This is a genomic window from Pseudomonas umsongensis (assembly GCF_002236105.1).
Lineage (GTDB): Bacteria > Pseudomonadota > Gammaproteobacteria > Pseudomonadales > Pseudomonadaceae > Aquipseudomonas > Aquipseudomonas umsongensis.
This window is the reverse complement of the sequence record NZ_NIWU01000005.1, coordinates 339,315-362,172: the sequence shown is the minus strand read 5'-3', so window position 1 is coordinate 362,172 and position 22,858 is coordinate 339,315. Positions and strand designations below refer to the sequence as shown.

General features: G+C 60.0%; 23 protein-coding genes and 1 pseudogene. 22 read left to right on the top strand and 2 right to left on the bottom strand.

The window, feature by feature from the left end; genetic code table 11:
- Positions 1-16 precede the first annotated feature (16 nt).
- Positions 17-3,262 carry a ribonuclease E gene (gene rne, locus PSUM_RS23890; RefSeq protein WP_083349645.1) on the bottom strand — a complete coding sequence of 1,082 codons (3,246 nt, stop codon included), beginning with the start codon at positions 3,260-3,262 and terminating at the stop codon, positions 17-19.
- Positions 3,263-3,964: 702 nt separating this feature from the next.
- Here rne and rluC point away from each other — a divergent pair.
- From rluC to PSUM_RS23870, 3 genes are read left to right on the top strand one after another with little or no spacing between them, the layout of a single operon-like run.
- Positions 3,965-4,927: a 23S rRNA pseudouridine(955/2504/2580) synthase RluC gene (gene rluC, locus PSUM_RS23880; protein ID WP_033041019.1), complete on the top strand. Its 963-nt coding sequence runs from the start codon at positions 3,965-3,967 to the stop codon at positions 4,925-4,927.
- Positions 4,914-5,576 carry an HAD-IA family hydrolase gene (locus PSUM_RS23875; protein WP_020799931.1) on the top strand — a complete coding sequence of 221 codons (663 nt, stop codon included), beginning with the start codon at positions 4,914-4,916 and terminating at the stop codon, positions 5,574-5,576. The genes rluC and PSUM_RS23875 overlap by 14 nt, the downstream gene beginning before the upstream one ends.
- A 24-nt stretch (positions 5,577-5,600) precedes the next feature.
- Positions 5,601-6,590: a S49 family peptidase gene (locus PSUM_RS23870; protein ID WP_020799932.1), complete on the top strand. Its 990-nt coding sequence runs from the start codon at positions 5,601-5,603 to the stop codon at positions 6,588-6,590.
- Between the two features lie 86 nt (positions 6,591-6,676).
- On the opposite strand, the gene PSUM_RS23865 is transcribed toward PSUM_RS23870, so the two are convergent.
- The gene (locus PSUM_RS23865) at positions 6,677-7,255 is read right to left on the bottom strand and encodes a Maf family protein (RefSeq protein ID WP_033043589.1); all 579 of its coding nucleotides are present in this window, start codon (positions 7,253-7,255) and stop codon (positions 6,677-6,679) included.
- Positions 7,256-7,360: 105 nt separating this feature from the next.
- On the opposite strand from PSUM_RS23865, the gene PSUM_RS23860 reads away from it, so the two are divergent.
- The 19 genes and pseudogenes from PSUM_RS23860 (at position 7,361) to PSUM_RS23775 (ending at position 22,622) form a co-directional block, all read left to right on the top strand.
- A complete protein-coding gene (locus PSUM_RS23860; RefSeq protein ID WP_008066540.1) occupies positions 7,361-7,888 on the top strand; it encodes a YceD family protein in 528 nt (175 codons plus the stop codon).
- 13 nt (positions 7,889-7,901) lie between these two features.
- Positions 7,902-8,084, top strand: coding sequence for a 50S ribosomal protein L32 (gene rpmF / locus PSUM_RS23855; protein WP_003179396.1), 183 nt, complete (start codon positions 7,902-7,904; stop codon positions 8,082-8,084).
- A gap of 4 nt (positions 8,085-8,088) precedes the next feature.
- Positions 8,089-9,099 carry a phosphate acyltransferase PlsX gene (plsX, locus tag PSUM_RS23850; RefSeq protein ID WP_080725361.1) on the top strand — a complete coding sequence of 337 codons (1,011 nt, stop codon included), beginning with the start codon at positions 8,089-8,091 and terminating at the stop codon, positions 9,097-9,099.
- A gap of 126 nt (positions 9,100-9,225) precedes the next feature.
- Positions 9,226-10,164: an ACP S-malonyltransferase gene (fabD, locus tag PSUM_RS23845; RefSeq protein ID WP_033043587.1), complete on the top strand. Its 939-nt coding sequence runs from the start codon at positions 9,226-9,228 to the stop codon at positions 10,162-10,164.
- Between the two features lie 16 nt (positions 10,165-10,180).
- Complete coding sequence (gene fabG, locus PSUM_RS23840; protein WP_020799936.1) at positions 10,181-10,924, top strand: 3-oxoacyl-ACP reductase FabG; 744 nt, start codon at positions 10,181-10,183, stop codon at positions 10,922-10,924.
- 191 nt (positions 10,925-11,115) lie between these two features.
- Positions 11,116-11,352, top strand: a complete 237-nt coding sequence (gene acpP / locus PSUM_RS23835; protein ID WP_003175607.1) for an acyl carrier protein — start codon at positions 11,116-11,118, stop codon at positions 11,350-11,352.
- Between the two features lie 109 nt (positions 11,353-11,461).
- Positions 11,462-12,706, top strand: coding sequence for a beta-ketoacyl-ACP synthase II (gene fabF / locus PSUM_RS23830; RefSeq protein ID WP_033043585.1), 1,245 nt, complete (start codon positions 11,462-11,464; stop codon positions 12,704-12,706).
- Positions 12,706-13,521 (top strand): aminodeoxychorismate lyase, encoded by an 816-nt coding sequence (pabC, locus tag PSUM_RS23825; protein ID WP_020799938.1) that lies wholly within the window; start codon positions 12,706-12,708, stop codon positions 13,519-13,521. The genes fabF and pabC overlap by 1 nt, the downstream gene beginning before the upstream one ends.
- Positions 13,522-13,524: 3 nt before the next feature.
- On the top strand, positions 13,525-14,826 hold the full coding sequence (gene mltG / locus PSUM_RS23820; RefSeq protein WP_033043584.1) for an endolytic transglycosylase MltG: 1,302 nt from the start codon (positions 13,525-13,527) through the stop codon (positions 14,824-14,826).
- A 19-nt stretch (positions 14,827-14,845) separates the two neighbouring features.
- Positions 14,846-15,478: a dTMP kinase gene (gene tmk / locus PSUM_RS23815; RefSeq protein WP_020799940.1), complete on the top strand. Its 633-nt coding sequence runs from the start codon at positions 14,846-14,848 to the stop codon at positions 15,476-15,478.
- Positions 15,471-16,457, top strand: a complete 987-nt coding sequence (locus tag PSUM_RS23810; protein WP_033043583.1) for a DNA polymerase III subunit delta' — start codon at positions 15,471-15,473, stop codon at positions 16,455-16,457. The genes tmk and PSUM_RS23810 overlap by 8 nt, the downstream gene beginning before the upstream one ends.
- A 36-nt stretch (positions 16,458-16,493) precedes the next feature.
- Positions 16,494-16,577: pseudogene (locus PSUM_RS31505) on the top strand (PilZ domain-containing protein); the annotation flags it as partial.
- A gap of 13 nt (positions 16,578-16,590) precedes the next feature.
- The gene (locus PSUM_RS23805) at positions 16,591-17,376 is read left to right on the top strand and encodes a TatD family hydrolase (protein ID WP_020799942.1); all 786 of its coding nucleotides are present in this window, start codon (positions 16,591-16,593) and stop codon (positions 17,374-17,376) included.
- A gap of 342 nt (positions 17,377-17,718) precedes the next feature.
- Entirely contained in the window at positions 17,719-18,357 is a 639-nt protein-coding gene (locus PSUM_RS23800; RefSeq protein WP_007945721.1) for a TetR/AcrR family transcriptional regulator, read from the top strand.
- Between the two features lie 138 nt (positions 18,358-18,495).
- On the top strand, positions 18,496-19,464 hold the full coding sequence (locus PSUM_RS23795; protein ID WP_033043580.1) for a GTP 3',8-cyclase MoaA: 969 nt from the start codon (positions 18,496-18,498) through the stop codon (positions 19,462-19,464).
- Positions 19,465-19,633: 169 nt separating this feature from the next.
- Complete coding sequence (locus tag PSUM_RS23790) at positions 19,634-20,242, top strand: DUF4823 domain-containing protein (RefSeq protein ID WP_020799944.1); 609 nt, start codon at positions 19,634-19,636, stop codon at positions 20,240-20,242.
- A gap of 16 nt (positions 20,243-20,258) precedes the next feature.
- Entirely contained in the window at positions 20,259-20,819 is a 561-nt protein-coding gene (locus tag PSUM_RS23785; RefSeq protein ID WP_033043579.1) for a DUF1285 domain-containing protein, read from the top strand.
- A 110-nt stretch (positions 20,820-20,929) separates the two neighbouring features.
- Entirely contained in the window at positions 20,930-21,646 is a 717-nt protein-coding gene (locus PSUM_RS23780; RefSeq protein ID WP_083349644.1) for a FadR/GntR family transcriptional regulator, read from the top strand.
- Positions 21,647-21,746: 100 nt separating this feature from the next.
- The gene (locus PSUM_RS23775) at positions 21,747-22,622 is read left to right on the top strand and encodes an SMP-30/gluconolactonase/LRE family protein (protein ID WP_033043577.1); all 876 of its coding nucleotides are present in this window, start codon (positions 21,747-21,749) and stop codon (positions 22,620-22,622) included.
- The last annotated feature ends 236 nt before the right edge of the window (positions 22,623-22,858 follow it).

Genomic DNA, 22,858 nt, shown 5'->3' with positions numbered 1-22,858 from the left:
TCAATGGCCGAGGGAATCAGACGAGAGGTTTAGGCTCGTGCTCTTTTTCCTGGGCTTTCTCGTGTTGCTCAACCGCTTCCTGAACGGAGCGAGGTGCTTCGGCAATCACCGACTCAACCGGCTCGGCAGCGACTTCAGCAGCCGGGGCAGATGCCTCGACCACTTCGGTGGCAACCGGAGCTGGCTCGGCAGCAACAACCTGGGCAGCAGCGGCCGCCAGTTCGGCTTCCTTCTGCAGACGCTCTTCTTCACGCTTGCGGCGACGCACTTCACGTGGGTCGTTCGGTGCGCGGCCACTTGGCGTCAGGGCGCTGATTGGCGCGGCTTCAACCACTGGAGCAGGCGTTGGGGCAACAACCGGCGCTTCAACCACTGGAGCTGGCTCGGCAGCGGCAACCACTGGCTCGGAGACCAACGCTTGCGCCACCTCGGCTTCAGCAACCGGCGCTGGAGCAGGGGTTTCGGCTACGGCTGGCTCGGCAACCCAGTTGAACGCGGTTTGCTCTTCGCGAACTTCACGAGCGGCCTCGGTCACGGTTTCAGTCACGGTGTCGGCAACCGGTTCTGCAACCACGGCTGGCTCAGCTGCAGCTTCAACCACTGGCTGTGCTTCTGGCGCTGCTGCCATTTCGATTTCCGGCGAAGCTGTGGTTTCGACCGGAGTCGTCGCTTCCACCACTGGCGCTTCGGCCGGGGCCGTTTCCAGGGTGGCGGCGGTGGCGCGTTCGGCTTGCTCGTTGGCCTGTGCTTCGGCCGGAGCGCTGATCACGCTGCTGGCAACGGCTGCGGTAACAGCCAGGCCGGCGGCCAGGTCAGCAGTGCTTGGCGCTTCAGTGTTATCGCCGGCTTCGGACTCATCCGAACCTTCGATCACGTTGCCGTTGGCATCACGCTGACGCTCGCGGCGGTTGCTACGACGACGCTGGCCACGGGAGCGGCGGCGTGGACGATCGCCTTCGGCGCCTTCCTGACCCTCTTCCTGCAGTTGCTCTTCGTTACCGGTCAGCTCTTCTTCGGCTACGGCAGCCGCTTGCTCGGCACGCGGTTGACGTTCTTCACGCGGTGGGCGTGGAGCGCGTTCTTCGCGTGGCGGGCGGGCCGGGCGTTCTTCAGTGGTCGTGGCAGCGACAGCAGCGGCAGCAGGAGCGACAGCGTCCAGCGGCTCGCGCAGTTCACGCACACGCTCCTCACGCTCGCCACGTGGCTTGCGATCTTCGCGCGGGGCACGCGGAGTACGCTCTTCACGTGGCGCGCGCGGAGCGCGTTCTTCACGTGGAGCACGTTCTTCGCGGGCTACGACTGGCGTTTCTTCGCGGGTTTCGCGTGGTTCACGTACTTCGCGTGGCTGGCGCTCTTCGCGCGGCTCGCGTGGGGCGCGTTCTTCGCGGGGCGCGCGCTCTTCACGAGGCTTGCGCTCTTCATCGCGGCGACCGTTACGGGTGCGGCTCTGCTGGCGGCCGGTACGACGTTGTTCCTCGTTGCTGCGTGCGGGACGCTCGGTGGTAGCCGGTTTCTCAACCACGGTCGGAGCGACAGGCTCTTCCTTGGACGCGAACAGGCTGACCAACGACTTCACCAGGCCTTTGAAAAGGCTTGGCTCTGGCGCGGCGACAGGTGCGGGAACCGGTGCGGCGACGACTTCGGTCGGCACCGGAGCGTTGGCGCGGGCGGGAGCCGTCTTGACCGCGGCTTCCTGGCGTACCAGGGTGCGGGTCGCGGCAGCTGGCTGCACTTCTTCCACTTCGGCAGCGGCAGCGGCGATTTCGTAGCTGGACTGGTTGATCGCCGCTTCCGGGCTGTCATCACGCAGGCGCTGAACTTCGAAGTGCGGCGTTTCGAGGTGATCGTTCGGCAGGATGACGATGCGGGCACGGGTACGCAGTTCGATCTTGGTGATCGAGTTACGCTTTTCGTTGAGCAGGAACGCGGCCACCGGGATCGGCACTTGTGCACGAACTTCGGCGGTGCGGTCTTTCAGGGCTTCTTCTTCGATCAGGCGCAGGATCGCCAAAGACAGCGATTCAACGTCACGGATGATGCCGGTGCCGTTGCAGCGCGGGCAAACGATGCCGCTGCTTTCACCCAGGGATGGGCGCAGGCGCTGACGGGACATTTCCAGCAGGCCGAAGCGCGAGATGCGACCGACTTGCACGCGGGCGCGGTCGGCTTCCAGGCATTCGCGGACTTTCTCTTCCACGGCACGCTGGTTCTTGGCCGGGGTCATGTCGATGAAGTCGATGACGATCAGGCCGCCGATGTCGCGCAGGCGCAACTGGCGGGCGATTTCTTCGGCGGCTTCAAGGTTGGTCTGCAGCGCGGTTTCTTCGATGTCGCTACCTTTGGTGGCGCGCGCCGAGTTGATGTCGATGGACACCAGGGCTTCGGTCGGATCGATCACGATGGAGCCGCCGGAAGGCAGTTCGACGACGCGCTGGAAAGCGGTTTCGATCTGGCTTTCGATCTGGAAGCGGTTGAACAGCGGAACGCTGTCTTCGTAGAGCTTGATCTTGCTGGCGTACTGCGGCATCACCTGGCGAATGAAGGTCAGGGCTTCGTCCTGGGCTTCAACGCTGTCGATCAGCACTTCGCCGATGTCCTGGCGCAGGTAGTCGCGGATCGCGCGGATGATCACGTTGCTTTCCTGGTAGATCAGGAACGGCGCGGAACGATCCAGCGAAGCTTCTTTGATGGCGGTCCACAGTTGCAGCAGGTAGTCGAGGTCCCACTGCATTTCTTCGCTGCTGCGACCCAGGCCGGCAGTGCGCACGATCAGGCCCATGTCGGCCGGGGCAACCAGGCCGTTCAGCGCTTCACGCAATTCATTGCGCTCTTCGCCTTCGATGCGACGGGAGATACCGCCGGCACGCGGGTTGTTCGGCATCAGCACGAGGTAACGACCGGCCAGGCTGATGAACGTGGTCAGGGCGGCGCCCTTGTTGCCACGCTCTTCTTTTTCGACCTGAACGATGACTTCCTGGCCTTCGCTCAGGACGTCCTTGATGTTGACGCGGCCTTCAGGGGTTTTCTTGAAGTATTCGCGGGAGATTTCTTTGAGGGGCAGGAAGCCGTGGCGCTCAGAGCCGAAATCGACAAAGGCAGCCTCCAGGCTTGGTTCGATGCGAGTAATCCGGCCTTTATAGATGTTGGCCTTCTTCTGCTCGCGTGCACCGGATTCGATGTCCAGGTCGTAGAGGCGCTGGCCATCTACCAGTGCAACACGCAACTCTTCGGGTTGAGTTGCGTTAATCAGCATTCTTTTCATGTAGTACCGTCGGTTTCCGGGCTGCCGGAAACGGCGTTCGGCACACACGACTTCTCATGGTCGGTGTCAGGTGCGTCGGGAGTGGTTGGCCATTCCCGTGTCCAGCGATGTCCGGCCAATGTGGGCCTTCGTCGCGACGTACGCGTCCTGCTTGCTGTGGCTACTTAAGCACTCAGTCAGGAGGAGGAATCAACCGGCGGCTGTGGACGAGATGAAGCGTCTTGATAAAGCCTATTGCTACACAGGCCAGCGGTTGTGCATCTCCACCCTACACGTATCCCTGATAATTCGGGTGCTGCCGCGCGCAGAATCCGCAGCGGGTTGGCATTTACCGTGAGCTCCGAAAGGGGAGGTCACGCATCATGGCTAATTTAGGCGTTGTTTCCGAAGCGTTTCGCTCGGGGTCATCCGCAGCTGACTGCACTTTGTGAACTGGCCATGAATATTGGCTCGAAAAGCGAGTGGAAACTCTGCTTTGCGGTTTGATTCAGGCCTCATGTCACCTGCGCTTGTTACAGTTGCAAACTCCACCGTTACGTAGCGAAAACCCCGTAGGACGGCCTCGCGTCCTGGTGAATTGCGTTGGTCAGGGCCGGTTTTTGACCGTTGGTCCGCTGGCCAGGCCGCTTTTGGCGGCGTTCGCGACTATAGCAGCAATGATTAAGTGCTTCAATTCCATAAAAAATTGTTATCATCCGCGCCATGACGACGACTACCCCCCCGACTCCAGGCGTACAACTGCTTGAGGTCTCGCCGGAATATGCCGGCCAACGTATTGATAACTTCCTTCTCGCTCGGCTCAAAGGCGTGCCCAAGACCTTGATTTACCGCATTTTGCGTAAAGGCGAAGTGCGAGTGAACAAGGGTCGGATCAAGCCCGAATACAAGCTGCAGGCGGGCGATATCGTGCGCGTGCCGCCGGTTCGCGTGCCTGAGCGCGACGAGCCGGTGCCGCTGGCCCAGGGGCTGTTGCAGCGCCTGGAAGCCTCGATTGTCTTTGAAGACAAGGCCCTGATCGTGATCAACAAGCCTGCCGGCATTGCGGTTCACGGTGGTAGCGGCCTGACGTTCGGGGTGATCGAAGCCTTCCGTCAGCTGCGCCCCGATTGCAAGGAGCTTGAGCTGGTTCACCGTCTCGACCGTGATACGTCCGGCCTGTTGATGATCGCCAAGAAGCGCAGCATGTTGCGCCACCTGCACACCGCATTGCGCGGTGATGGCGTCGACAAGCGCTACATGGCGCTGGTGCGCGGTAACTGGGCGAGCTCGATCAAGCAGGTTCGTGCGGCGTTGGGCAAGAGCAACCTGCGCTCCGGCGAACGCATGGTCGAGGTCGACGAAGAGGAGGGCAAGGAGTCCGTGACCGTGTTCAAGGTCCTGCGCCGCTTCGGTGACTTTGCCACCCTGATCGAAGCCAAGCCGATCACTGGCCGGACTCACCAGATTCGTGTGCACACCTTGCACGCCGGGCATTGCATCGCTGGCGACAGCAAGTATGGTGACGAAGGTTTCAGCAAGGAAATTCGTGATCTGGGCGGTAAGCGCCTGTTCCTGCATGCCTACATGCTGACTGTGCCGTTGCCGGATGGTGGCGAATTGAAGTTGCAGGCGCCTGTCGACGAAATGTGGGCTAAAACCGTGGAGCGCCTGAGTGCACCCATCTGATTACAAGCTGCTGATTTTCGATTGGGACGGCACGCTGGCCGATTCCATTGGTCGGATTGTCGAGGCGATGCACGTGGCGTCGCAGCGGTCCGGGTTCGAGCAGTGCGATGATCTTGCGGTCAAGGGCATCATCGGCCTGGGTCTGCCGGAGGCGATTCGTACCCTGTATCCGGAAATCGGCGATGCCGAACTTGTAGCGTTTCGTCAGCACTACGCCGATCACTACATCGCCTCGGAAGCGGTACCTTCGCCCTTGTTCGAGGGCGTGGTCGAGTCGCTCGAGGCGTTTCGTGCCGAGGGTTATCACCTGGCCGTGGCCACGGGCAAGGCCCGTCGCGGGCTGGATCGGGTGCTGAAGTCTCACGGTTGGGAAAATTACTTCGATATCACCCGGGCTGCCGACGAGACAGCCAGCAAGCCCCATCCGCTGATGCTTGAGCAGATACTGGCGCATTGTGATGTGCGTGCGGATCAGGCCCTGATGGTTGGCGACTCGTCCTTCGATCTGCAGATGGCGCGCAATGCCGGCATGGATTCGGTGGCGGTCAGCTACGGCGCGCAATCGATTGAAGCGCTGAAGCTGTTCGAGCCACGACTGGCTATCGATCGTTTTTCACAATTGCACGCCTGGCTGGGTCAGCGGGCCTAATACGTTATTGCTGGGGTAAATGGCATGGCCGACGAATGGAAAGCGCCCGCCAAGGCGAGCGCAGAGAGCGGTGACGAAAAAAGCTGGAAGCTGTTGGAGAAGACCCTGCTGGCCGGTGTGCAGGAGCAGCGTCGCTCCCGGCGTTGGGGGATTTTCTTCAAGTTGTTGACCTTCGTGTACCTGTTTGTCGCGTTGGCGCTGTTTACGCCTCTGATGGATATCGAGAAGGCTGCAACCCGCAGTGGTAACTACACCGCGTTGATCGAGATCGACGGCATGATCGCCGACAAGGAGCCGGCCAGTGCCGACAACATCGTCGGTAGCCTGCGAGCCGCCTTCGAAGACGACAAGGTCAAGGGTGTCATCCTGCGCATCAATAGCCCGGGCGGCAGTCCGGTGCAGTCAGGCTATGTCTATGACGAGATTCGCCGACTGCGTGGACTGCATCCGGATACCAAGCTTTACGCGGTGATTTCCGACCTGGGTGCTTCCGGCGCGTATTACATTGCCAGTGCGGCGGACCAAATCTATGCCGACAAGGCGAGCCTGGTGGGCTCCATCGGGGTAACGGCGGCCGGCTACGGGTTTGTCGGCACCATGGAGAAGCTGGGAGTGGAGCGTCGCACCTACACTTCGGGCGAGCACAAATCCTTCCTCGACCCGTTCCAGCCGCAGAAGCCTGAAGAAACGGCGTTCTGGCAGGGTGTGCTCGATACCACCCACAAACAGTTCATCAGCAGCGTCAAGCAGGGTCGTGGCGATCGCCTGAAGGACAAGGAGCATCCGGAGCTGTTCTCCGGGCTGGTCTGGTCGGGTGAGCAGGCGCTGCCGCTGGGCTTGATCGACGGCCTGGGTAATGCCAGTTATGTCGCGCGGGATGTGATCGGCGAAAAAGAGCTGGTGGACTTCACCGTTCAGGAATCGCCGTTCGATCGCTTCTCGAAAAAGCTCGGCGCCAGCGTGGCTGAGCACTTGGCAATGTGGATGGGGTTTAACGGTCCGTCGTTGCGTTAAGTTTTTTAAAGTCAAAAGATCGCAGCCTGCGGCAGCTCCTACACCGATCACCTGTAGGAGCTGCCGCAGGCTGCGATCTTTTGCTTTTAGGGGATTTGCACGCCTTCGGTTAGAAGCATATCGACAAGGCGAATCAGCGGCAGGCCGACCAGGCTGGTAGCGTCGGGGCCCTCGGTGCGCTGAAACAGGCTTACCCCCAAGCCTTCGGCCTTGAAACTGCCAGCACAGTCGTAGGGTTGTTCGGCGCGCAGGTAGCGTTCGATGCGTTCACTGTCGAGTGTGCGCATGTGCACCGTGAAGGGTACGCAGTCGACCTGGCAATGGCCGGTCTGGCTATTCAGCAGGGCGAGCCCGGTCAGGAACGTCACGCTGGCGCCGCTTGCAGCCAGCAGTTGCTCGCGGGCCTTTTCGAAAGTGTGGGGCTTGCCGACGATTCGCTCGCCAAGCACCGCGACCTGGTCTGAGCCGATAATCAGATGAGCGGTATGGCTGGCGGCCAGTGCGCGTGCTTTCTCTTCGGCGAGGCGTTTGACCAGCTCGACGGCGGATTCACCGAGGCGATGGCTTTCATCGATGTCCGGCGAGCTGCAGCTGAATGGCAGCTGCAAGCGGGCCAGCAAATCCCGGCGATAAACCGAGCTTGAAGCGAGTAATAAAGGCAGCATGCGCAACTCCAAATGGCAGGCATGAATTCTATCGGGGCTTCCAAGTGACGGACAGGGCTGAATTTCCTTTGACATGGGCGGGTGCATCCCTATAATGCTGCGCCTATGTTGAATGACCCGATTCCACCTCACGTTGACCCGCGCAAATTGGCTGATCGTGGCACCACCCTCCAAGGTGAAATGCTGCTGGCCGATTTGAAGAGACTCTGCGACCCGCTTTCCGACAATGTCGGTACGGTGCAGGCTAAATTCGTTTTTGAACGAGATGAACGTAAATCTGTGGTCATCCACAGCTTTATCGACACTGAAGTCAAAATGGTTTGCCAGCGTTGTCTTGAGCTGGTCACCCTGCCGATCCATAGCGAATGCAGTTACGCTGTGGTGAAGGAGGGTGCGAATACCCAGTCGTTGCCGAAAGGTTATGACGTGCTGGAACTGGGCGAAGATCCATTGGATCTGCAGTCACTGATCGAGGAGGAGCTTCTGCTCGCCTTGCCCATTGTGCCTGCTCATCATCCGGAAGAATGCCAGCAGCCGGCGGGAGCAGATGAGCCCGAACCGAGCGAGGACGAGGTAACGCGGTCCAACCCGTTCAGTGTATTGGCGCAGTTAAAGCGTGACCCAAACGTTTAGGAGTTAATCAATTATGGCTGTTCAGCAGAACAAAAAATCCCGCTCTGCCCGTGACATGCGCCGTTCGCACGACGCTCTCGAGGCTAGCACCCTGTCTGTAGAAAAAACCACCGGTGAAGTTCACCTGCGTCACCACGTATCGCCAGAAGGCGTATACCGTGGCCGTAAAGTGATCGACAAGGGCGCTGACGAGTAATCACTTGTCCGCTCAAGTCATCGCGATTGACGCAATGGGCGGGGACTTCGGTCCCCGCAGCATTGTCCAGGCCAGTCTTGCTTGCCTGTCTGCTACGCCCTCGCTGTACCTGACCCTCGTCGGTCAACCCTCCCTCCTTGAAGAATTGATCGCTGGCCAATCGGTTGTGGATCGCGCGCGCCTGTCGATTACTCCGGCGTCCGAAGTCATTACCATGGACGAAAAACCTGCCCAGGCCCTGCGCGGCAAGCCCGACTCGTCGATGCGCGTGGCGCTTGAGTTGCTGCGCGATGGCAAGGTCCAGGCTTGTGTCAGTGCCGGTAATACCGGGGCGCTGATGGCGCTGTCGCGCTTTGTGCTCAAGACCTTGCCGGGCATTGATCGGCCGGCCATGGTAGCGGCGATCCCGACGCAGAAAGGTTATTGCCAGTTGCTCGACCTGGGCGCCAATGTCGATTGCAGCGCCGAGCATCTGTTGCAGTTTGCAGTGATGGGCTCGGTTGCGGCCGAGACCCTGGGTATCGTGCGTCCGCGCGTCGCATTGCTGAACATCGGCACCGAGGACATCAAGGGCAATCAGCAGGTCAAGCTGGCTGCAACCTTGCTGCAAAGTGCCCGTGGCATCAACTACATCGGTTTTGTCGAGGGCGACGGGTTGTACCGTGGCGAAGCGGATGTGGTGGTCTGCGACGGTTTTGTCGGCAACATCCTGCTCAAGTCCAGCGAGGGGTTGGCCACCATGATTGCCGGGCGCATCGAGGCGTTGTTCAAGAAAAGCCTGCCGTCACGCATGGTAGGAGCCTTGGCCCTGCCCCTGATGAAGCGTTTGCAAGCTGACCTGGCGCCGGCGCGACATAACGGCGCGAGCTTTCTTGGTTTGCAGGGCATCGTGGTCAAGAGCCACGGTTCTGCGGGGGTGCAGGGGTTTCAGAGTGCAATTTCCCGTGCCTTGATCGAGATCCAGGAAAACCTGCCGGAGCGCATCCACGGTCGTCTGGAGGATTTGTTGCTTTAGGCGTTTTCGTCGGACAATGCTTAAATGTGACCGCTTGGTTCAAATGGCCATCCAACTCTCAGTTTCTTGCGTCCCCCTGAGCGGGACGTCAATTCTCCGACGACAAGATCATTAGGGGCTTGTTACATGTCTGCTTCCCTCGCATTCGTCTTTCCGGGACAGGGTTCGCAGTCCCTCGGCATGCTGGCCGAGTTGGGCGCGCAACACCCGGTCGTCCTCGACACGTTCAAAGAAGCTTCCGATGCCCTGGGTTACGACCTGTGGGCGCTGACCCAGCAAGGGCCGGAAGAACAACTCAACCAGACCGATAAGACCCAGCCGGCAATTTTGACCGCTTCGATCGCCCTGTGGCGTCTGTGGTTGGCTGAAGGCGGCGCGCGCCCGGCGTATGTGGCTGGTCACAGTCTGGGCGAATACAGTGCCTTGGTGGCTGCTGGCAGCCTGAGTCTGGCTGACGCGGTGAAGCTCGTCGAGCGCCGTGGCCAGCTGATGCAGGAAGCTGTTCCGGCGGGGCAGGGTGGCATGGCTGCCATCCTCGGCCTGGAAGACGCTGACGTATTGGCTGCCTGTGCCGAAGCGGCACAAGGCGAAGTGGTCAGCGCGGTCAACTTCAACTCCCCGGGGCAAGTGGTCATTGCCGGCGCCAAGGCCGCGGTGGAACGTGCCATTGAGGGCTGCAAGGCACGTGGCGCCAAGCGCGCCATGCCGTTGCCGGTCAGCGTGCCGTCGCATTGTGAACTGATGCGTCCGGCGGCCGAGCGTTTCGCCGAATCGATCGCCGCGATCGATTGGCAGGCTCCGCAGATCCCGGTGGTACAGAATGTCAGCGCCCAGGTGCCGGCGGATCTGGAAACCCTCAAGCGTGATCTGCTCGAGCAATTGTACAAGCCAGTACGCTGGGTAGAATCCGTACAGACCCTGGCCGCCAAGGGCGCGACCAATCTAGTGGAATGCGGCCCGGGCAAGGTACTGGCCGGTCTGAACAAGCGCTGCGCCGAAGGCGTATCGACTTCCAATCTCAATACCCCAGACGCTTTCGCTGCCGCCCGTGCAGCGCTGGCCTGAATCAGGAGAAGCTTGCATGAGTCTGCAAGGTAAAGTTGCACTGGTCACCGGCGCGAGCCGCGGCATCGGCCAGGCTATCGCCCTGGAATTGGGTCGTCAGGGCGCCATCGTTGTAGGCACCGCGACCTCCGCTTCTGGTGCCGAGCGCATTGCCGCCACTTTGAAGGAAAACGGCATTCAGGGCACTGGCCTTGAGCTCAATGTCACCAGCGACGAGTCCGTGGCGGCTGTCCTGGCGACCATTCAGGCGCAGTTCGGTGCCCCGGCGATCCTGGTCAATAATGCCGGCATCACCCGCGATAACCTGATGATGCGCATGAAAGACGACGAGTGGCATGACGTGGTCGATACCAACCTGAACAGTCTGTTCCGCCTGTCCAAGGGCGTTTTGCGCGGTATGACCAAGGCCCGTTGGGGACGAATTATCAGTATTGGCTCGGTTGTGGGTGCCATGGGCAACGCAGGCCAAGTAAACTACGCTGCCGCCAAGGCCGGCCTGGAAGGTTTCAGCCGCTCTCTGGCGCGTGAAGTCGGTTCGCGTTCGATTACGGTAAACTCGGTAACCCCTGGGTTCATCGATACCGATATGACCCGCGAACTGCCCGAGGCACAGCGTGAAGCCTTGCAGACGCAGATTCCGCTGGGTCGTCTGGGGCAAGCTCAAGAGATCGCGTCCGTGGTCGCTTTTCTTGCGTCGGACGGTGCGGCTTACGTTACTGGGGCTACAATCCCGGTGAACGGCGGGATGTACATGAGTTAAATGTGACGGATCGTTTCAAAAAAATGTCATACGAGCTGTCTAAAATCCGTTATAAAGCTGCAATCTATTTATAGGCAGTGGGTCACCGGGTTTGAGGAGTGAAGCTTTCAGTTGAAAAGCTGAAAAGTCTTTCTATACACTTACCCACTGGCCAGCTGCCTGAATTTGTCCATTAGGAGTGAAAACAAGGTATGAGCACCATCGAAGAGCGCGTCAAGAAAATCGTTGCCGAGCAACTGGGCGTTAAAGAAGAAGAAGTGGTCAACACTGCTTCCTTCGTTGAAGACCTGGGTGCTGACTCCCTTGACACCGTTGAGCTGGTGATGGCTCTGGAAGAGGAATTCGAGACCGAAATCCCTGACGAAGAAGCTGAGAAGATCACTACCGTACAAGCAGCAATCGACTACGTAACTAGCCACCAGGCGTAATAGTTTGTAATCGTTGCTCGCTGTCATGGAAAAACCGCACTGCCATCATGGCGTGCGGTTTTTTCTTTAGGCCTGATGCAAAGTCGTCATTTGAAAAAAGGAGAGTGCTGTGTCGCGTAGACGCGTCGTAGTCACCGGTATGGGTATGTTGTCGCCACTGGGCACGGATGTGCCGAGCAGCTGGCAGGGCATTCTGGCTGGCCGCAGTGGCATTGGTCTGATCGAACACACCGACCTTTCTGCCTATTCCACCCGTTTTGGCGGCTCGGTAAAGGACTTCAAAGTCGAGGATTACCTGTCGGTCAAGGAAGCTCGCAAGCTCGACCTGTTCATTCAGTACGGTCTGGCCGCAGGTTTTCAAGCAGTGCGCAATGCCGGTCTGGAAGTGACCGACGCCAATCGCGAGCGCATCGGCGTGGCCATGGGTTCGGGTATCGGTGGACTGACCAACATCGAAGAAACCAGTCGTACCTTGCATGAGACCGGCCCGCGACGGATTTCCCCGTTCTTCGTGCCTGGCTCGATCATCAATATGATTTCCGGCTTCCTGTCCATCCACCTGGGCGCACAGGGGCCTAACTATGCCATCGCCACGGCGTGTACCACCGGTACGCACTGCATCGGCATGGCTGCTCGCAACATCATGTACGACGAAGCCGACGTGATGATCGCCGGCGGTGCCGAGATGGCAGCCTGCGGACTGGGCATGGGTGGTTTCGGCGCTTCACGCGCGCTATCGACCCGCAACGACGAGCCGACCCGCGCCAGCCGCCCATGGGACAAGGGCCGTGATGGCTTCGTATTGTCCAATGGCGCCGGTGCGCTGGTGCTGGAAGAGCTGGAACACGCCAAGGCCCGTGGCGCTACCATCTATGCCGAACTGATCGGTTTCGGTACCAGTGGCGATGCCTACCACATGACTTCGCCGCCAGCCGATGGCGCGGGGGCTGCACGTTGCATCACCAATGCGCTGCGTGATGCCAGGATCAATGGCGATCAAGTGCAGTACATCAACGCCCACGGCACCTCGACGCCGGCTGGCGACCTCGCTGAAGTCAATGCGATCAAGTCGGTGTTTGGCGAGCACGCCTACAAGTTGGCCGTCAGCTCGACCAAGTCGATGACCGGTCACTTGCTGGGTGCGGCGGGCGCGGTCGAGGCCATCTTCAGCGTGCTGGCGATCAACAGCCAGGTGGCGCCACCGACCATCAACCTCGATGAGCCGGACGAAGGCTGCGACCTCGACTTCGTGCCGCACACCGCGCGCAACATGGATATCGATGTGGTCGTGTCCAACTCCTTCGGTTTTGGCGGCACCAACGGCTCGCTGGTGTTTCGCCGGTTTGCAGGCTGATGGACAGCTGGGTCGACGGTCAGCCGGCTGACGCATTGTCGCTGAAGGATCGCGGCCTAGCCTACGGCGACGGTCTGTTCGAGACCATCGCCGTGCATGATGGCTTTCCGGTCCTGCTGGATCGTCATCTGGTGCGGCTGGCCAAGGGGTGCCGGCGGTTGGCAATCAATCTGGATCATGCTGCCGTGGTTTCGGAGGTGTTGACCTATGCCGAGCAACTGAACGACGGCGTACTCAAACTGATCATTACCCGCGGCGACAGCCTGCGCGGTTATGCTTTCGATCCTTCGGCCCAGGCCCGTCGTATCCTGACGGGTAACCCTCCTGCGGTTTACCCGCAGGCTCATGCGGAGCAAGGCATTCGCCTGTTCCCGTGTACCACGCGACTTTCCTTTCAACCCCTTCTTGCAGGTCTCAAGCACTTGAACCGTCTTGAGCAGGTGATGGCGCGTGCCGAATGGCAGGACACCGAACATGCTGAAGGCTTGATGCTCGATCAAGCCGGTCGCGTGATCGAGGGCGTGTTCAGTAACGTGTTCCTGGTGCATGACGGCGTGTTGATCACCGCAGATTTGAGCAGCTGCGGCGTAGAAGGTGTGATGCGTGCCGAATTATTGTCTCAGGCGGAATCTTTAGGTATCCCCCTGCAAATCACCGATATCACGCTTGAGCAGCTGCAAGGCGCTGACGAAGTTTTTGTCTGCAACAGCGTGTATGGCGTTTGGCCGGTGCGCGCCTATGCCGCACTGAGCTGGCCGGTTGGGCCGCTCACCCGTAAACTCCAAACCATTGCCCGCGCGCTACTGGATGCTTGATACGTGAGACGTAAATTCTTGCTGCTGCTGGAAACCGGACTGGTTCTGGCGGGGCTGATGTTAGGTGCTTCTGCCTGGAAAATTCATTCGGCGCTGGTACAGCCGCTGAATATCAAACAGGAAGAATTGCTGGAGGTGCCCAAGGGCACTACCCCGAACCGCACTTTCCTGCGAATGGAAGCCGACGGCGTCATCAAGGACGCGTTCTGGCTGCGCGTCTACTGGCGCTTCAATTTGCCCAAGCAGCCGTTGCACAGCGGCGAGTACCGCATGACGCCCGGCATGACCGTCGAAGGTCTGATCGATCTGTGGAAGCGCGGGGAAATGGTGCAATACAGCCTGACCCTGGTCGAAGGCTGGAATTTCCATCAGGTCCGTGCGGCCCTGGCCAAGGAAGAAAAGCTCGAGCAAACCTTGAAAGGCCTGAGCGACAGCCAGGTCATGGACAAGCTCGGCCATAGCGGGATTTTTCCCGAGGGACGATTCTTTCCCGACACTTATCGCTTCGTGCGTGGCATGACCGACGCCGAATTGCTCAAAACCGCTTACCAGCGCCTCGACGACGTACTGGCCAAGGAGTGGAGTCAGCGTGCCGCCGACCTGCCTTACTCCGGTCCCTATCAAGCCCTGATCATGGCCTCGCTGGTGGAGAAGGAAACCGGCGTGCCACAGGAGCGCGGGCAAATTGCCGGCGTGTTCGTGCGTCGGATGGAGATCGGCATGCTGTTGCAAACGGACCCAACGGTGATCTATGGCCTGGGTGACCGTTACAACGGCAAGCTGACTCGCGCCCATCTCAAGGAAGCGACCCCCTACAACACCTATATGATTTCCGGCTTGCCGCCGACACCGATTGCCATGGTCGGCCGCGAAGCCATCCACGCGGCACTCAATCCGGTGGAAGGCACCAGCCTCTACTTTGTCGCTCGCGGCGACGGCAGCCATGTGTTCTCCGATGATCTGGACGCGCACAATAATGCCGTGCGAGAGTTCCAGCTCAAGCGTCGCGCCGATTATCGCTCCAGTCCGGCACCGGTGGGCTCGCCCGAAACGCCGGATTCCGAGGCGTCGCCAACCGATGCACCGCCAATGGAGGTGCCGCAAACCGAAACGACGCAGCCCGAGGCTTCCGAAGCCCAGCCCCCTGTCCCGGCGGCTTCGCCCGACTCAGCGCCAGACTCAGCGTCAGACTCAGCGCCCGAGGCTGCACCTGCGGTGCCCGCGCAAGATCCCGTGCCTGAACCTGCTGCAACGCCGGAACCGCAATCCGAACCGAACACAACACCACCGCAAAGCCCGCAATGAATCTGACTAAGGACTGCCTGTGACTGGCTTGTTTATTACGCTGGAAGGCCCGGAAGGCGCCGGCAAGAGCACCAATCGCGAATACCTGGCCGAACGCCTGCGCGCTGCCGGTATCGAGGTGCTGCTGACCCGCGAACCGGGCGGCACGCCGCTGGCCGAACGCATTCGCGAAGTGCTGTTGGCGCCGGTCGATGAGGTCATGAACCCGGACACTGAACTGTTGCTGGTGTTCGCGGCGCGCGCCCAGCACTTGGCCGAAGTCATACGCCCGGCGCTGGCCCGCGGTGCCGTAGTGTTATGTGATCGCTTCACCGATTCGACCTACGCCTACCAGGGCGGTGGCCGCGGCTTGTCGCTGGAACGTATTGCGACGCTGGAAACCTTTGTCCAAGGCGATCTGCGCCCTGACCTGACGTTGATTTTCGACCTGCCGGTGGAAGTGGGGCTGGCGCGCGCCAGTGCCCGTGGACGTCTGGATCGCTTTGAGCTGGAGGGCCGGGCCTTTTTCGATGCCGTGCGCAGTGCCTTCCTCAAGCGCGCAGCAGCGGAGCCTGCGCGGTACGTGCTGATCGACGCCGCACAACCGTTGGCACAGGTCCAGCAATCCCTGGATGCCCTGCTGCCACGCCTGTTGGAGCTGAGCCGTGGCTGAAGCCTATCCATGGCAAGACAGCCTCTGGCAGCAACTGGCGGGTCGTGCGCAACACGCCCATGCTTATTTGCTGCATGGCCCGGCCGGAATCGGCAAGCGGGCCCTGGCCGAACGCTTGATGGCCAGTTTGCTGTGCCAGCGTCCGACCCCGCAGGGCGCTTGTGGCGAATGCAAGTCGTGCCTGTTGCTCAAGGCCGGCAGTCATCCCGACAACTACATCCTGGAGCCGGAAGAAGCCGACAAGGCAATCAAGGTCGACCAGGTGCGCGACCTGGTCAGTTTCGTGGTGCAGACCGCGCAACTGGGTGGGCGTAAAGTAGTGTTGATCGAACCGGTCGAGTCGATGAACATCAACGCCGCCAACGCCTTGCTCAAAAGCCTGGAAGAACCGTCTGGCGACACGGTATTACTATTGGTCAGCCACCAGCCCAGTCGGCTGTTGCCGACCATCAAGAGTCGCTGTGTGCAGCAAGCCTGTCCGCTGCCGGGCGAGGCCATGAGTCTGGACTGGCTGGCCACGGCCTTGCCGGACTGTTCGCCGCAAGAGCGCATCGAGTTGCTGACGCTGGCAGCCGGTTCGCCTCTGGCCGCCGTGAACCTGAACGCCCAGGGCGTGCGCGAGCAGCGCGCGCAAGTGGTCGATGGGGTGAAGAAGTTGCTCAAGCAGCAACAATCGCCGACACAGTTGGCCGAAGGCTGGAATGCGATTCCGTTGTTGCTGCTGTTCGACTGGTTCTGTGATTGGTCGAGCCTGATCCTGCGCTACCAGCTGACCCAGGATGAAGAAGGGTTGGGGCTGACGGACATGCGCAAGGTGATCCAGTACCTGGCGCAAAAAACCGCTCAGGACAAAGTCCTGAATATCCAGGACTGGATTCTCGCCCAGCGCCAGAAGGTATTGAGTAAAGCCAACCTCAACCGGGTGTTGTTGCTGGAGGCGCTGCTGGTGCAATGGGCGACGCTGCCTGCCCAGAGGTGACCGCCTGCGCCTGGAGTCTGCGCATCAGCCGTCATTGAAGGCGATAATACTGCATGCAGTCGAATCGAAACCTACCTGGCCGGACCACTGAAATCCGACCGTCCCACTCATACGATGTAAGTTGCAGCCCTTTATGCTCGTAGATTCCCATTGTCACCTTGATCGCCTCGACCTTGCCGCCCATGACGGCTCGTTGGATGCCGCCCTGGATGCGGCCCGCCAGCGTGGGGTAGGGCACTTCCTGTGTATCGGCGTCAGCGCTGACAACGCGGCCGATGTCAAAGCCCTGGCCGAGCGCTATGACGATGTCGATTGTTCAGTCGGCGTGCATCCGCTGGATGTGCAGCCGGGGGCGGCGCCTGCCTTGGACTGGCTGTTGCACGAGCTCAACCATCCGCGCGTGGTGGCGATCGGTGAAACAGGTTTGGATTATCACTACGAGCCGGAAGCGGCGGAGTTGCAGCAGCAATCTTTCCGATTGCACCTGCAAGCAGCGCAACAGACCGGCAAGCCGGTGATCATCCACACTCGAGGCGCACGCGCCGATACCTTGAACCTGCTGCATGAGGCGGCGCTGCCCCAGGCAGGCGTGCTGCACTGCTTCACCGAGGACTGGGACATGGCGAAAGCCGCCCTGGACATGGGTTACTACATTTCCCTGTCCGGGATTGTCACATTCCGCAACGCCGACGCGTTGCGCGATGTGGCAAGCAAGGTGCCGGCCGATCGTTTGCTGGTGGAAACCGACTCACCGTACCTGGCGCCGATCCCTTACCGTGGCAAGCCGAACCTGCCGCAGTACGTGCGCGAAGTAGCGGAATTTCTGGCAATGTTGCGGGGTGAGCCCTACGAGCGATTTGCCGAGCAGACCACTGAGAACTTCAAGCGGTTGTTTCCGTTGGCGCATGTAAAAGGCTAAATCGCAGGCAAAAAAAACCCGGGTTCTGGGGGGTGAATCCGGGTTAAGACCATTAGGAGTAAAACAATGGCACGCGGTCCGTTGGTACCAATATCGGCGTGACACTTGGGGGAGATGCCCCGCCGACAGTTCAAGTATTGATCAGTATTTCGCACCGTCCAGTTTGTAGGCCGTGGTTTTTAAACATATTTGGAATACGGGCGCTTCAGAAGAGTTCTCATCAACAGACGATGTTGCGAGAAATCATCAAGAAACACAGATATGGTCGGATGATCCGTGCATTTTTGCGCAATTTAGGCATAATACGCGGCTTCGAATTTTGACCCCTACAGACCTTTTCTTATGCATAAAGAACCTCGTAAGGTCCGTGAGTTTCGTCGCCGCGAGCAAGAAATTCTCGATACCGCGCTCAAGCTGTTCCTCGACCAGGGTGAAGACAGTGTCACCGTCGAGATGATTGCTGATGCTGTCGGTATCGGCAAAGGCACGATCTACAAGCACTTCAAGTCCAAGGCCGAAATCTATCTGCGCCTGATGCTCGACTATGAGCGCGATTTGAACGAGCTGTTGCATTCGGCCGATGTCGACAAGGACAAGGAGGCCCTGTCCCGCGCCTATTTCGAATTCCGCATGCGCGACCCGCAGCGGTACCGGTTGTTTGACCGCCTGGAAGAAAAGGTCGTCAAGGGCAACCAGGTGCCGGAGATGGTCGAGGAGCTGCACAAGATCCGCGCCTCGAACTTCGAACGCTTGACCTTGCTTATCAAGGGCCGGATCAGCGAAGGCAAGCTTGAAGACGTGCCACCTTATTTCCATTACTGCGCGTCCTGGGCGCTGGTGCACGGAGCCGTGGCGCTCTACCACTCGCCGTTCTGGAGCAATGTGCTGGAAGACCAGGAAGGCTTCTTCCAGTTCCTGATGGACATCGGCGTGCGCATGGGCAACAAGCGCAAGCGGGACAGCGATACCCCGAGCAGCTGAGCCATTCAGCCACCTTATTGCTCGTTATTTCGCTACATGGCGCAGCAGCGCAGGAATATACTCAGGCAGAGGGCTTGCTAAAACTTGATTTGTGAGTCAAGTTTTAGCAAGCCCGAATATTCTTGCGCCGGAGTGATCATGATCGTTGACCGACAAGGCAGGCGTTTTCGCAATTTGCGAGTCAGCCTGACCTCAGCCTGCAATTACGCTTGTACCTACTGCGTGCCCAACGGCAAGCGGCTGGTGGCTGCGCAGGATGAATTGTCGGCCGAAGCCATGGCGCGTGGCGTCGCGTACCTGATCGAAGCGGCGGGTATCGAGCGCTTGCGCATCACCGGTGGCGAACCGCTGGTCAGTCCGAAACTCGAAGCCTTCATGGCGGCCGTCGGCCAGATGGGGCTGCAGGACATCAGCCTGACCACCAACGGCCAGCTACTGGCGAAGAAGCTGCCGATCCTGGTGGATGCCGGCATTCGACGCATCAACGTTTCCCTCGATACCCTCGACGCTTCTGCGTTTCGCGGCATTGCCCGTGGCGGTGATCTGGCGACGGTGCTTGAGGGCATGGACCAGGCCCGTGCAGCGGGCATGAAGGTCAAGGTCAACATGGTGCCGCTGCGCGGCCAGAACCTCGATCAGGTGATGCCGCTGCTCGATTACTGCCTGGAACGCGGTTATGAACTGCGCTTCATCGAGTTGATGCGCATGGGCCACCTGGCCAGCGACTCCAATGCCTTCCTGCAGCAGTTTGTCAGCCTGCAACAGCTGCTGGGCCTGATCGGCGAGCGCTATGAATATCTCCAGGCCGATGCGCCTGTCGATGCCACCGCTGTGCGTTATGAAATTCCGGGGCTGGGGCATTTCGGCGTGATCGCCAATGAAAGCGTGCCGTTCTGCCGCACCTGCTCGCGGTTGCGCCTGTCGTCCACGGGCTGGCTGCATGGCTGTTTGTCGTCAAGCAATCGCCACTATGTTGGCGATCTGCTGGACAAGCCGCGTCATCAGGCGCTTCCGGCGTTACAGCGGTTGTTGGTCAAGGCGTTGGGCGACAAGCAGGAAGTGGCGTTTTCCGGTGGTGCTACCGTCATGAAGATTATCGGCGGCTGAGTCGGCCTCTTCGCGAGCAGGCTCGCTCCCACAGGTATGGCGCCAACCCTTGTGGGAGCGAGCCTGCTCGCGAATGCGATTTATCAAGCGGCGACGCACTTGAGCTGGCGCAAAAGCTGCATCCTACGGCCATTCGCCGGTTTTCCGTCACCGGCCCCTGGAGGATAGGATGCGTAGCCTGGTTTTGCTGCTGGCCATTATGGCGCTCGGTGGCTGCATGAATGTCAGCGAGATGGCCGAAGGGACTCGCTACCACATGAGTGATGCCGGCCTGCTGGACCACAGCGACAGCCGCCGGGTGAATAACCTGCGTATCCAGCCAGACTCGTTCGTCTACATTGCCCAGGGCGCCTTTATGCCGCCGGGCAGTGCCGTCTACCCGCGCCCCAATGTGATCGCCGAAGTCGCCTTCGATGGTTTCGTCGAGTATTTCCCGATGGTCCGCCGCGCCCGCACACCGCAAGGCCTTGACCAGGCCATGGGCGAAGCCCGTGCCGTCGGTGCCCATTACCTGCTCTATACCCGTTTCGCCAAGTCCGATGACCGCATTGGCAACTCGGATGAATGGCTGGATCAGGAGGCCGTGGATCGCCTTGGTATCGATACCGGCGTGATTCAGATCATGTTGATCGAGACCAGCACCCAGTATTTGATTGATACTGCACGTATCAACAGTCGTGGCGGTCTACTGACATTCCACGACGAAAAACCCGAAGACCTGATGGGCCCGCCGCTGCAGCAGTACGCGCGTAGCCTGTTGGGGCTCAGCGACCAGTAATTTCAAGGAGAGCACCATGAGTGGCCCGCAAAAAGCCAATGACCTGCTGGGGCAAATCCCCAAGACCCAAGGCTTGCCACCGGTCCACTTGTGGAACCCCGATTTTTGCGGCGACATCGACATGCGCATCGCCCGCGACGGCACCTGGTATTACCTGGGCACGCCGATCGGACGCAAGCCGATGGTCAAGCTGTTCTCCACCATCATTCGCCGCGACGGTGATGATTACTTCCTCATCACTCCGGTCGAGAAGGTCGGGATCAAGGTCGACGATGCGCCTTTCGTGGCGATTGCGGTGGACGTGGACGGCGAGGGCGAGGCGCAGGTGTTGCGCTTCACCACCAATGTCGACGAAACCACCGAGGCCGGTCCCGAGCACCCGATTCGCGTGGTGATCGATCCAGCCACTCAAGAGCCGGCGCCTTACGTGCATGTGCGCACCAATCTCGAAGCGCTGATCCATCGCAATGTGTTCTACCAACTGGTAGAGCTGGCGGTGACGCGGGAGATCGACGGGCAACGATGGCTAGGCGTGTGGAGCGGTGGAGAGTTCTTCCCCATCGGCCTTGAGCCCTGACACTTCCCCCACAATGATTTCGATTTCGGCAGTTCCTCACAAAATCAAATTGACAGCCAATCATATGATGATTAGCGTGGACACCCATCACAAACGGCTTCGAGGTGTCCATGTCCAGCAGTTTTCACGCCTCGACGGTTGATTGGCTGGGCTGCTGGATCGCTGCCCGGCACGTCAAGCCGGGGGAGACGCTCAAGGTCGAAGCTGACCTCGGCGAACAACTGGGTGTCAGTCGCACCGTTATCCGCGAAGCCATCAAGACCCTGGTTGCCAAGGGCATGCTCGAAGTCGGGCCGAAAGTCGGTACGCGGGTGTTGCCGGTACGGCGCTGGAACCTCTTCGATCCACAGGTCGTAGGTTGGCTGTCACGCAGCGGCTTGCCGGAAAACTTCGTCGATGACTTGCTCGACTTGCGCCGCACCATCGAACCGATGGCCGTGCGCTGGGCTTGCGAGCGTGCGACCGCCGAACAGCTCGATGCCATTTTACGAGCCTACAACGCATTGGCGCGAGCGGTGGACAGCGGAGTCGATTACAACCGCGCCGACCAGCTCTTCCACGAGTGCATTCTCGCTGCCAGCCACAATCAATTCATCGAGCAAATGGTCCCGGCCCTGGGCGCGCTGTTGGCAGTGTGTTTCGAAGTGTCCGCCGCCAACCCCGACGAGCTGCGCCGCACCTTGCCCATTCATAAAGACATGGCCGACGCCATCGCCGCCCGGGACACCGCGCGGGGTGTGTGGGCCTGCATGACCCTGATCGATAACGCCGACCTGGCGATCAAGCGCTATTACCCGCAGGTCATGGCCGGAAAAAAAGCCGGCTGACAACCTGTAGAAGCTGGCTTGCTGGCGATGCGGCTCTTGAAGGACGCTATCGCCAGCCAGCCGGCTCCTACCGAAAAACAATAAAAAAGCAGGAGGTTTCATGACGTTGACTGCGGTTACCGAGCACCGGGCGCAACTCGGCGAAGGTCCGTTCTGGGATGCGCCGACCCAGGCGCTGTATTGGGTGGACATTGCCGGCAAACAGGCGCTGCGGTTGATCGGCGCCAACGTGCAGATCTGGCAGATGCCGGAGCATGTGTCGGCGTTCATCCCCTGTGCGAGCGGTGATGCGCTGGTGACCTTGAGCAGCGGCGTGTATCGGCTTGACCTTGATTCCCCGGGGTTGGAACCGCGACTGAGCTTGTTTTGCGTCGCGGATCCGCAGCCTGGTAACCGCGCGAACGAAGCCCGCTGCGATGCCCAGGGCAGGCTGTGGCTTGGCACCATGCAGAACAACATCGGCGAGCAGGGCGAAGACCTGCCCGTCGAACGGCGTTGCGGTGGCCTGTTCCGAATCGATAGCGATGCGCGGGTCACGCCACTGCTGCGTGGACTGGGTATCCCCAATACATTGTTGTGGAGCGACGACGCCACTACCGTCTATTTCGGTGACAGTCTCGACGGCACGTTGTGCAGATACTTTATTCGTGCCGATGGCCATCTTGACCCGGCACAGGCCTGGTTCGGTCCTCATCCACTCGGCGGCCCGGACGGCTCGGCAATGGATGCCGAGGGTTTTGTCTGGAATGCCCGATGGGACGGCAGTTGCCTGCTCAGGCTGACACCTGACGGGCAGGTCGATCGGGTAATCGAACTGCCCGTCAGCCGTCCGACCAGTTGCGTATTTGGCGATGCGGGCTTGAAAACCCTGTACATCACCAGCGCCGCGAGCCCCCTTGGGCATCCGCTGGATGGGGCAGTGCTGGCGATTCGCGTCGACGTTGCAGGAAAGTCCTGTAGCCGATTTTCAGGTTAAATCCCTAAATATGGGATGCGAATATATATATTGAGATTTCCTGCGCGTCGGGTTTATAGTCGGCGCCATCAGTTACACGCATTCACACTTACAAAAACAAAACAGGTGAAGTGATGCAGCGATATTCCCCCGCACTCCCTCGTGGAGTCCGCGTTTCAAAGCACCCCGATGCTGAAACGTTTCGCGCCTGCCTGTTTCTTCCTCAACGCCCTTTTGACCGGACCTGACGTCCGGTT

What these genes read in the sequence shown, in the direction of transcription:
- rne (WP_083349645.1), bottom strand. Translation starts at nt 3,262, where the DNA reads ATGAAAAGAATGCTGATTAACGCAACTCAACCCGAAGAGTTGCGTGTT.
- rluC (WP_033041019.1), top strand. Translation starts at nt 3,965, where the DNA reads ATGACGACGACTACCCCCCCGACTCCAGGCGTACAACTGCTTGAGGTC.
- PSUM_RS23870 (WP_020799932.1), top strand. Translation starts at nt 5,601, where the DNA reads ATGGCCGACGAATGGAAAGCGCCCGCCAAGGCGAGCGCAGAGAGCGGT.
- PSUM_RS23865 (WP_033043589.1), bottom strand. Translation starts at nt 7,255, where the DNA reads ATGCTGCCTTTATTACTCGCTTCAAGCTCGGTTTATCGCCGGGATTTG.
- PSUM_RS23860 (WP_008066540.1), top strand. Translation starts at nt 7,361, where the DNA reads ATGTTGAATGACCCGATTCCACCTCACGTTGACCCGCGCAAATTGGCT.
- rpmF (WP_003179396.1), top strand. Translation starts at nt 7,902, where the DNA reads ATGGCTGTTCAGCAGAACAAAAAATCCCGCTCTGCCCGTGACATGCGC.
- fabD (WP_033043587.1), top strand. Translation starts at nt 9,226, where the DNA reads ATGTCTGCTTCCCTCGCATTCGTCTTTCCGGGACAGGGTTCGCAGTCC.
- fabG (WP_020799936.1), top strand. Translation starts at nt 10,181, where the DNA reads ATGAGTCTGCAAGGTAAAGTTGCACTGGTCACCGGCGCGAGCCGCGGC.
- acpP (WP_003175607.1), top strand. Translation starts at nt 11,116, where the DNA reads ATGAGCACCATCGAAGAGCGCGTCAAGAAAATCGTTGCCGAGCAACTG.
- pabC (WP_020799938.1), top strand. Translation starts at nt 12,706, where the DNA reads ATGGACAGCTGGGTCGACGGTCAGCCGGCTGACGCATTGTCGCTGAAG.
- PSUM_RS23805 (WP_020799942.1), top strand. Translation starts at nt 16,591, where the DNA reads ATGCTCGTAGATTCCCATTGTCACCTTGATCGCCTCGACCTTGCCGCC.
- PSUM_RS23800 (WP_007945721.1), top strand. Translation starts at nt 17,719, where the DNA reads ATGCATAAAGAACCTCGTAAGGTCCGTGAGTTTCGTCGCCGCGAGCAA.
- PSUM_RS23795 (WP_033043580.1), top strand. Translation starts at nt 18,496, where the DNA reads ATGATCGTTGACCGACAAGGCAGGCGTTTTCGCAATTTGCGAGTCAGC.
- PSUM_RS23790 (WP_020799944.1), top strand. Translation starts at nt 19,634, where the DNA reads ATGCGTAGCCTGGTTTTGCTGCTGGCCATTATGGCGCTCGGTGGCTGC.
- PSUM_RS23785 (WP_033043579.1), top strand. Translation starts at nt 20,259, where the DNA reads ATGAGTGGCCCGCAAAAAGCCAATGACCTGCTGGGGCAAATCCCCAAG.
- PSUM_RS23780 (WP_083349644.1), top strand. Translation starts at nt 20,930, where the DNA reads ATGTCCAGCAGTTTTCACGCCTCGACGGTTGATTGGCTGGGCTGCTGG.
- PSUM_RS23775 (WP_033043577.1), top strand. Translation starts at nt 21,747, where the DNA reads ATGACGTTGACTGCGGTTACCGAGCACCGGGCGCAACTCGGCGAAGGT.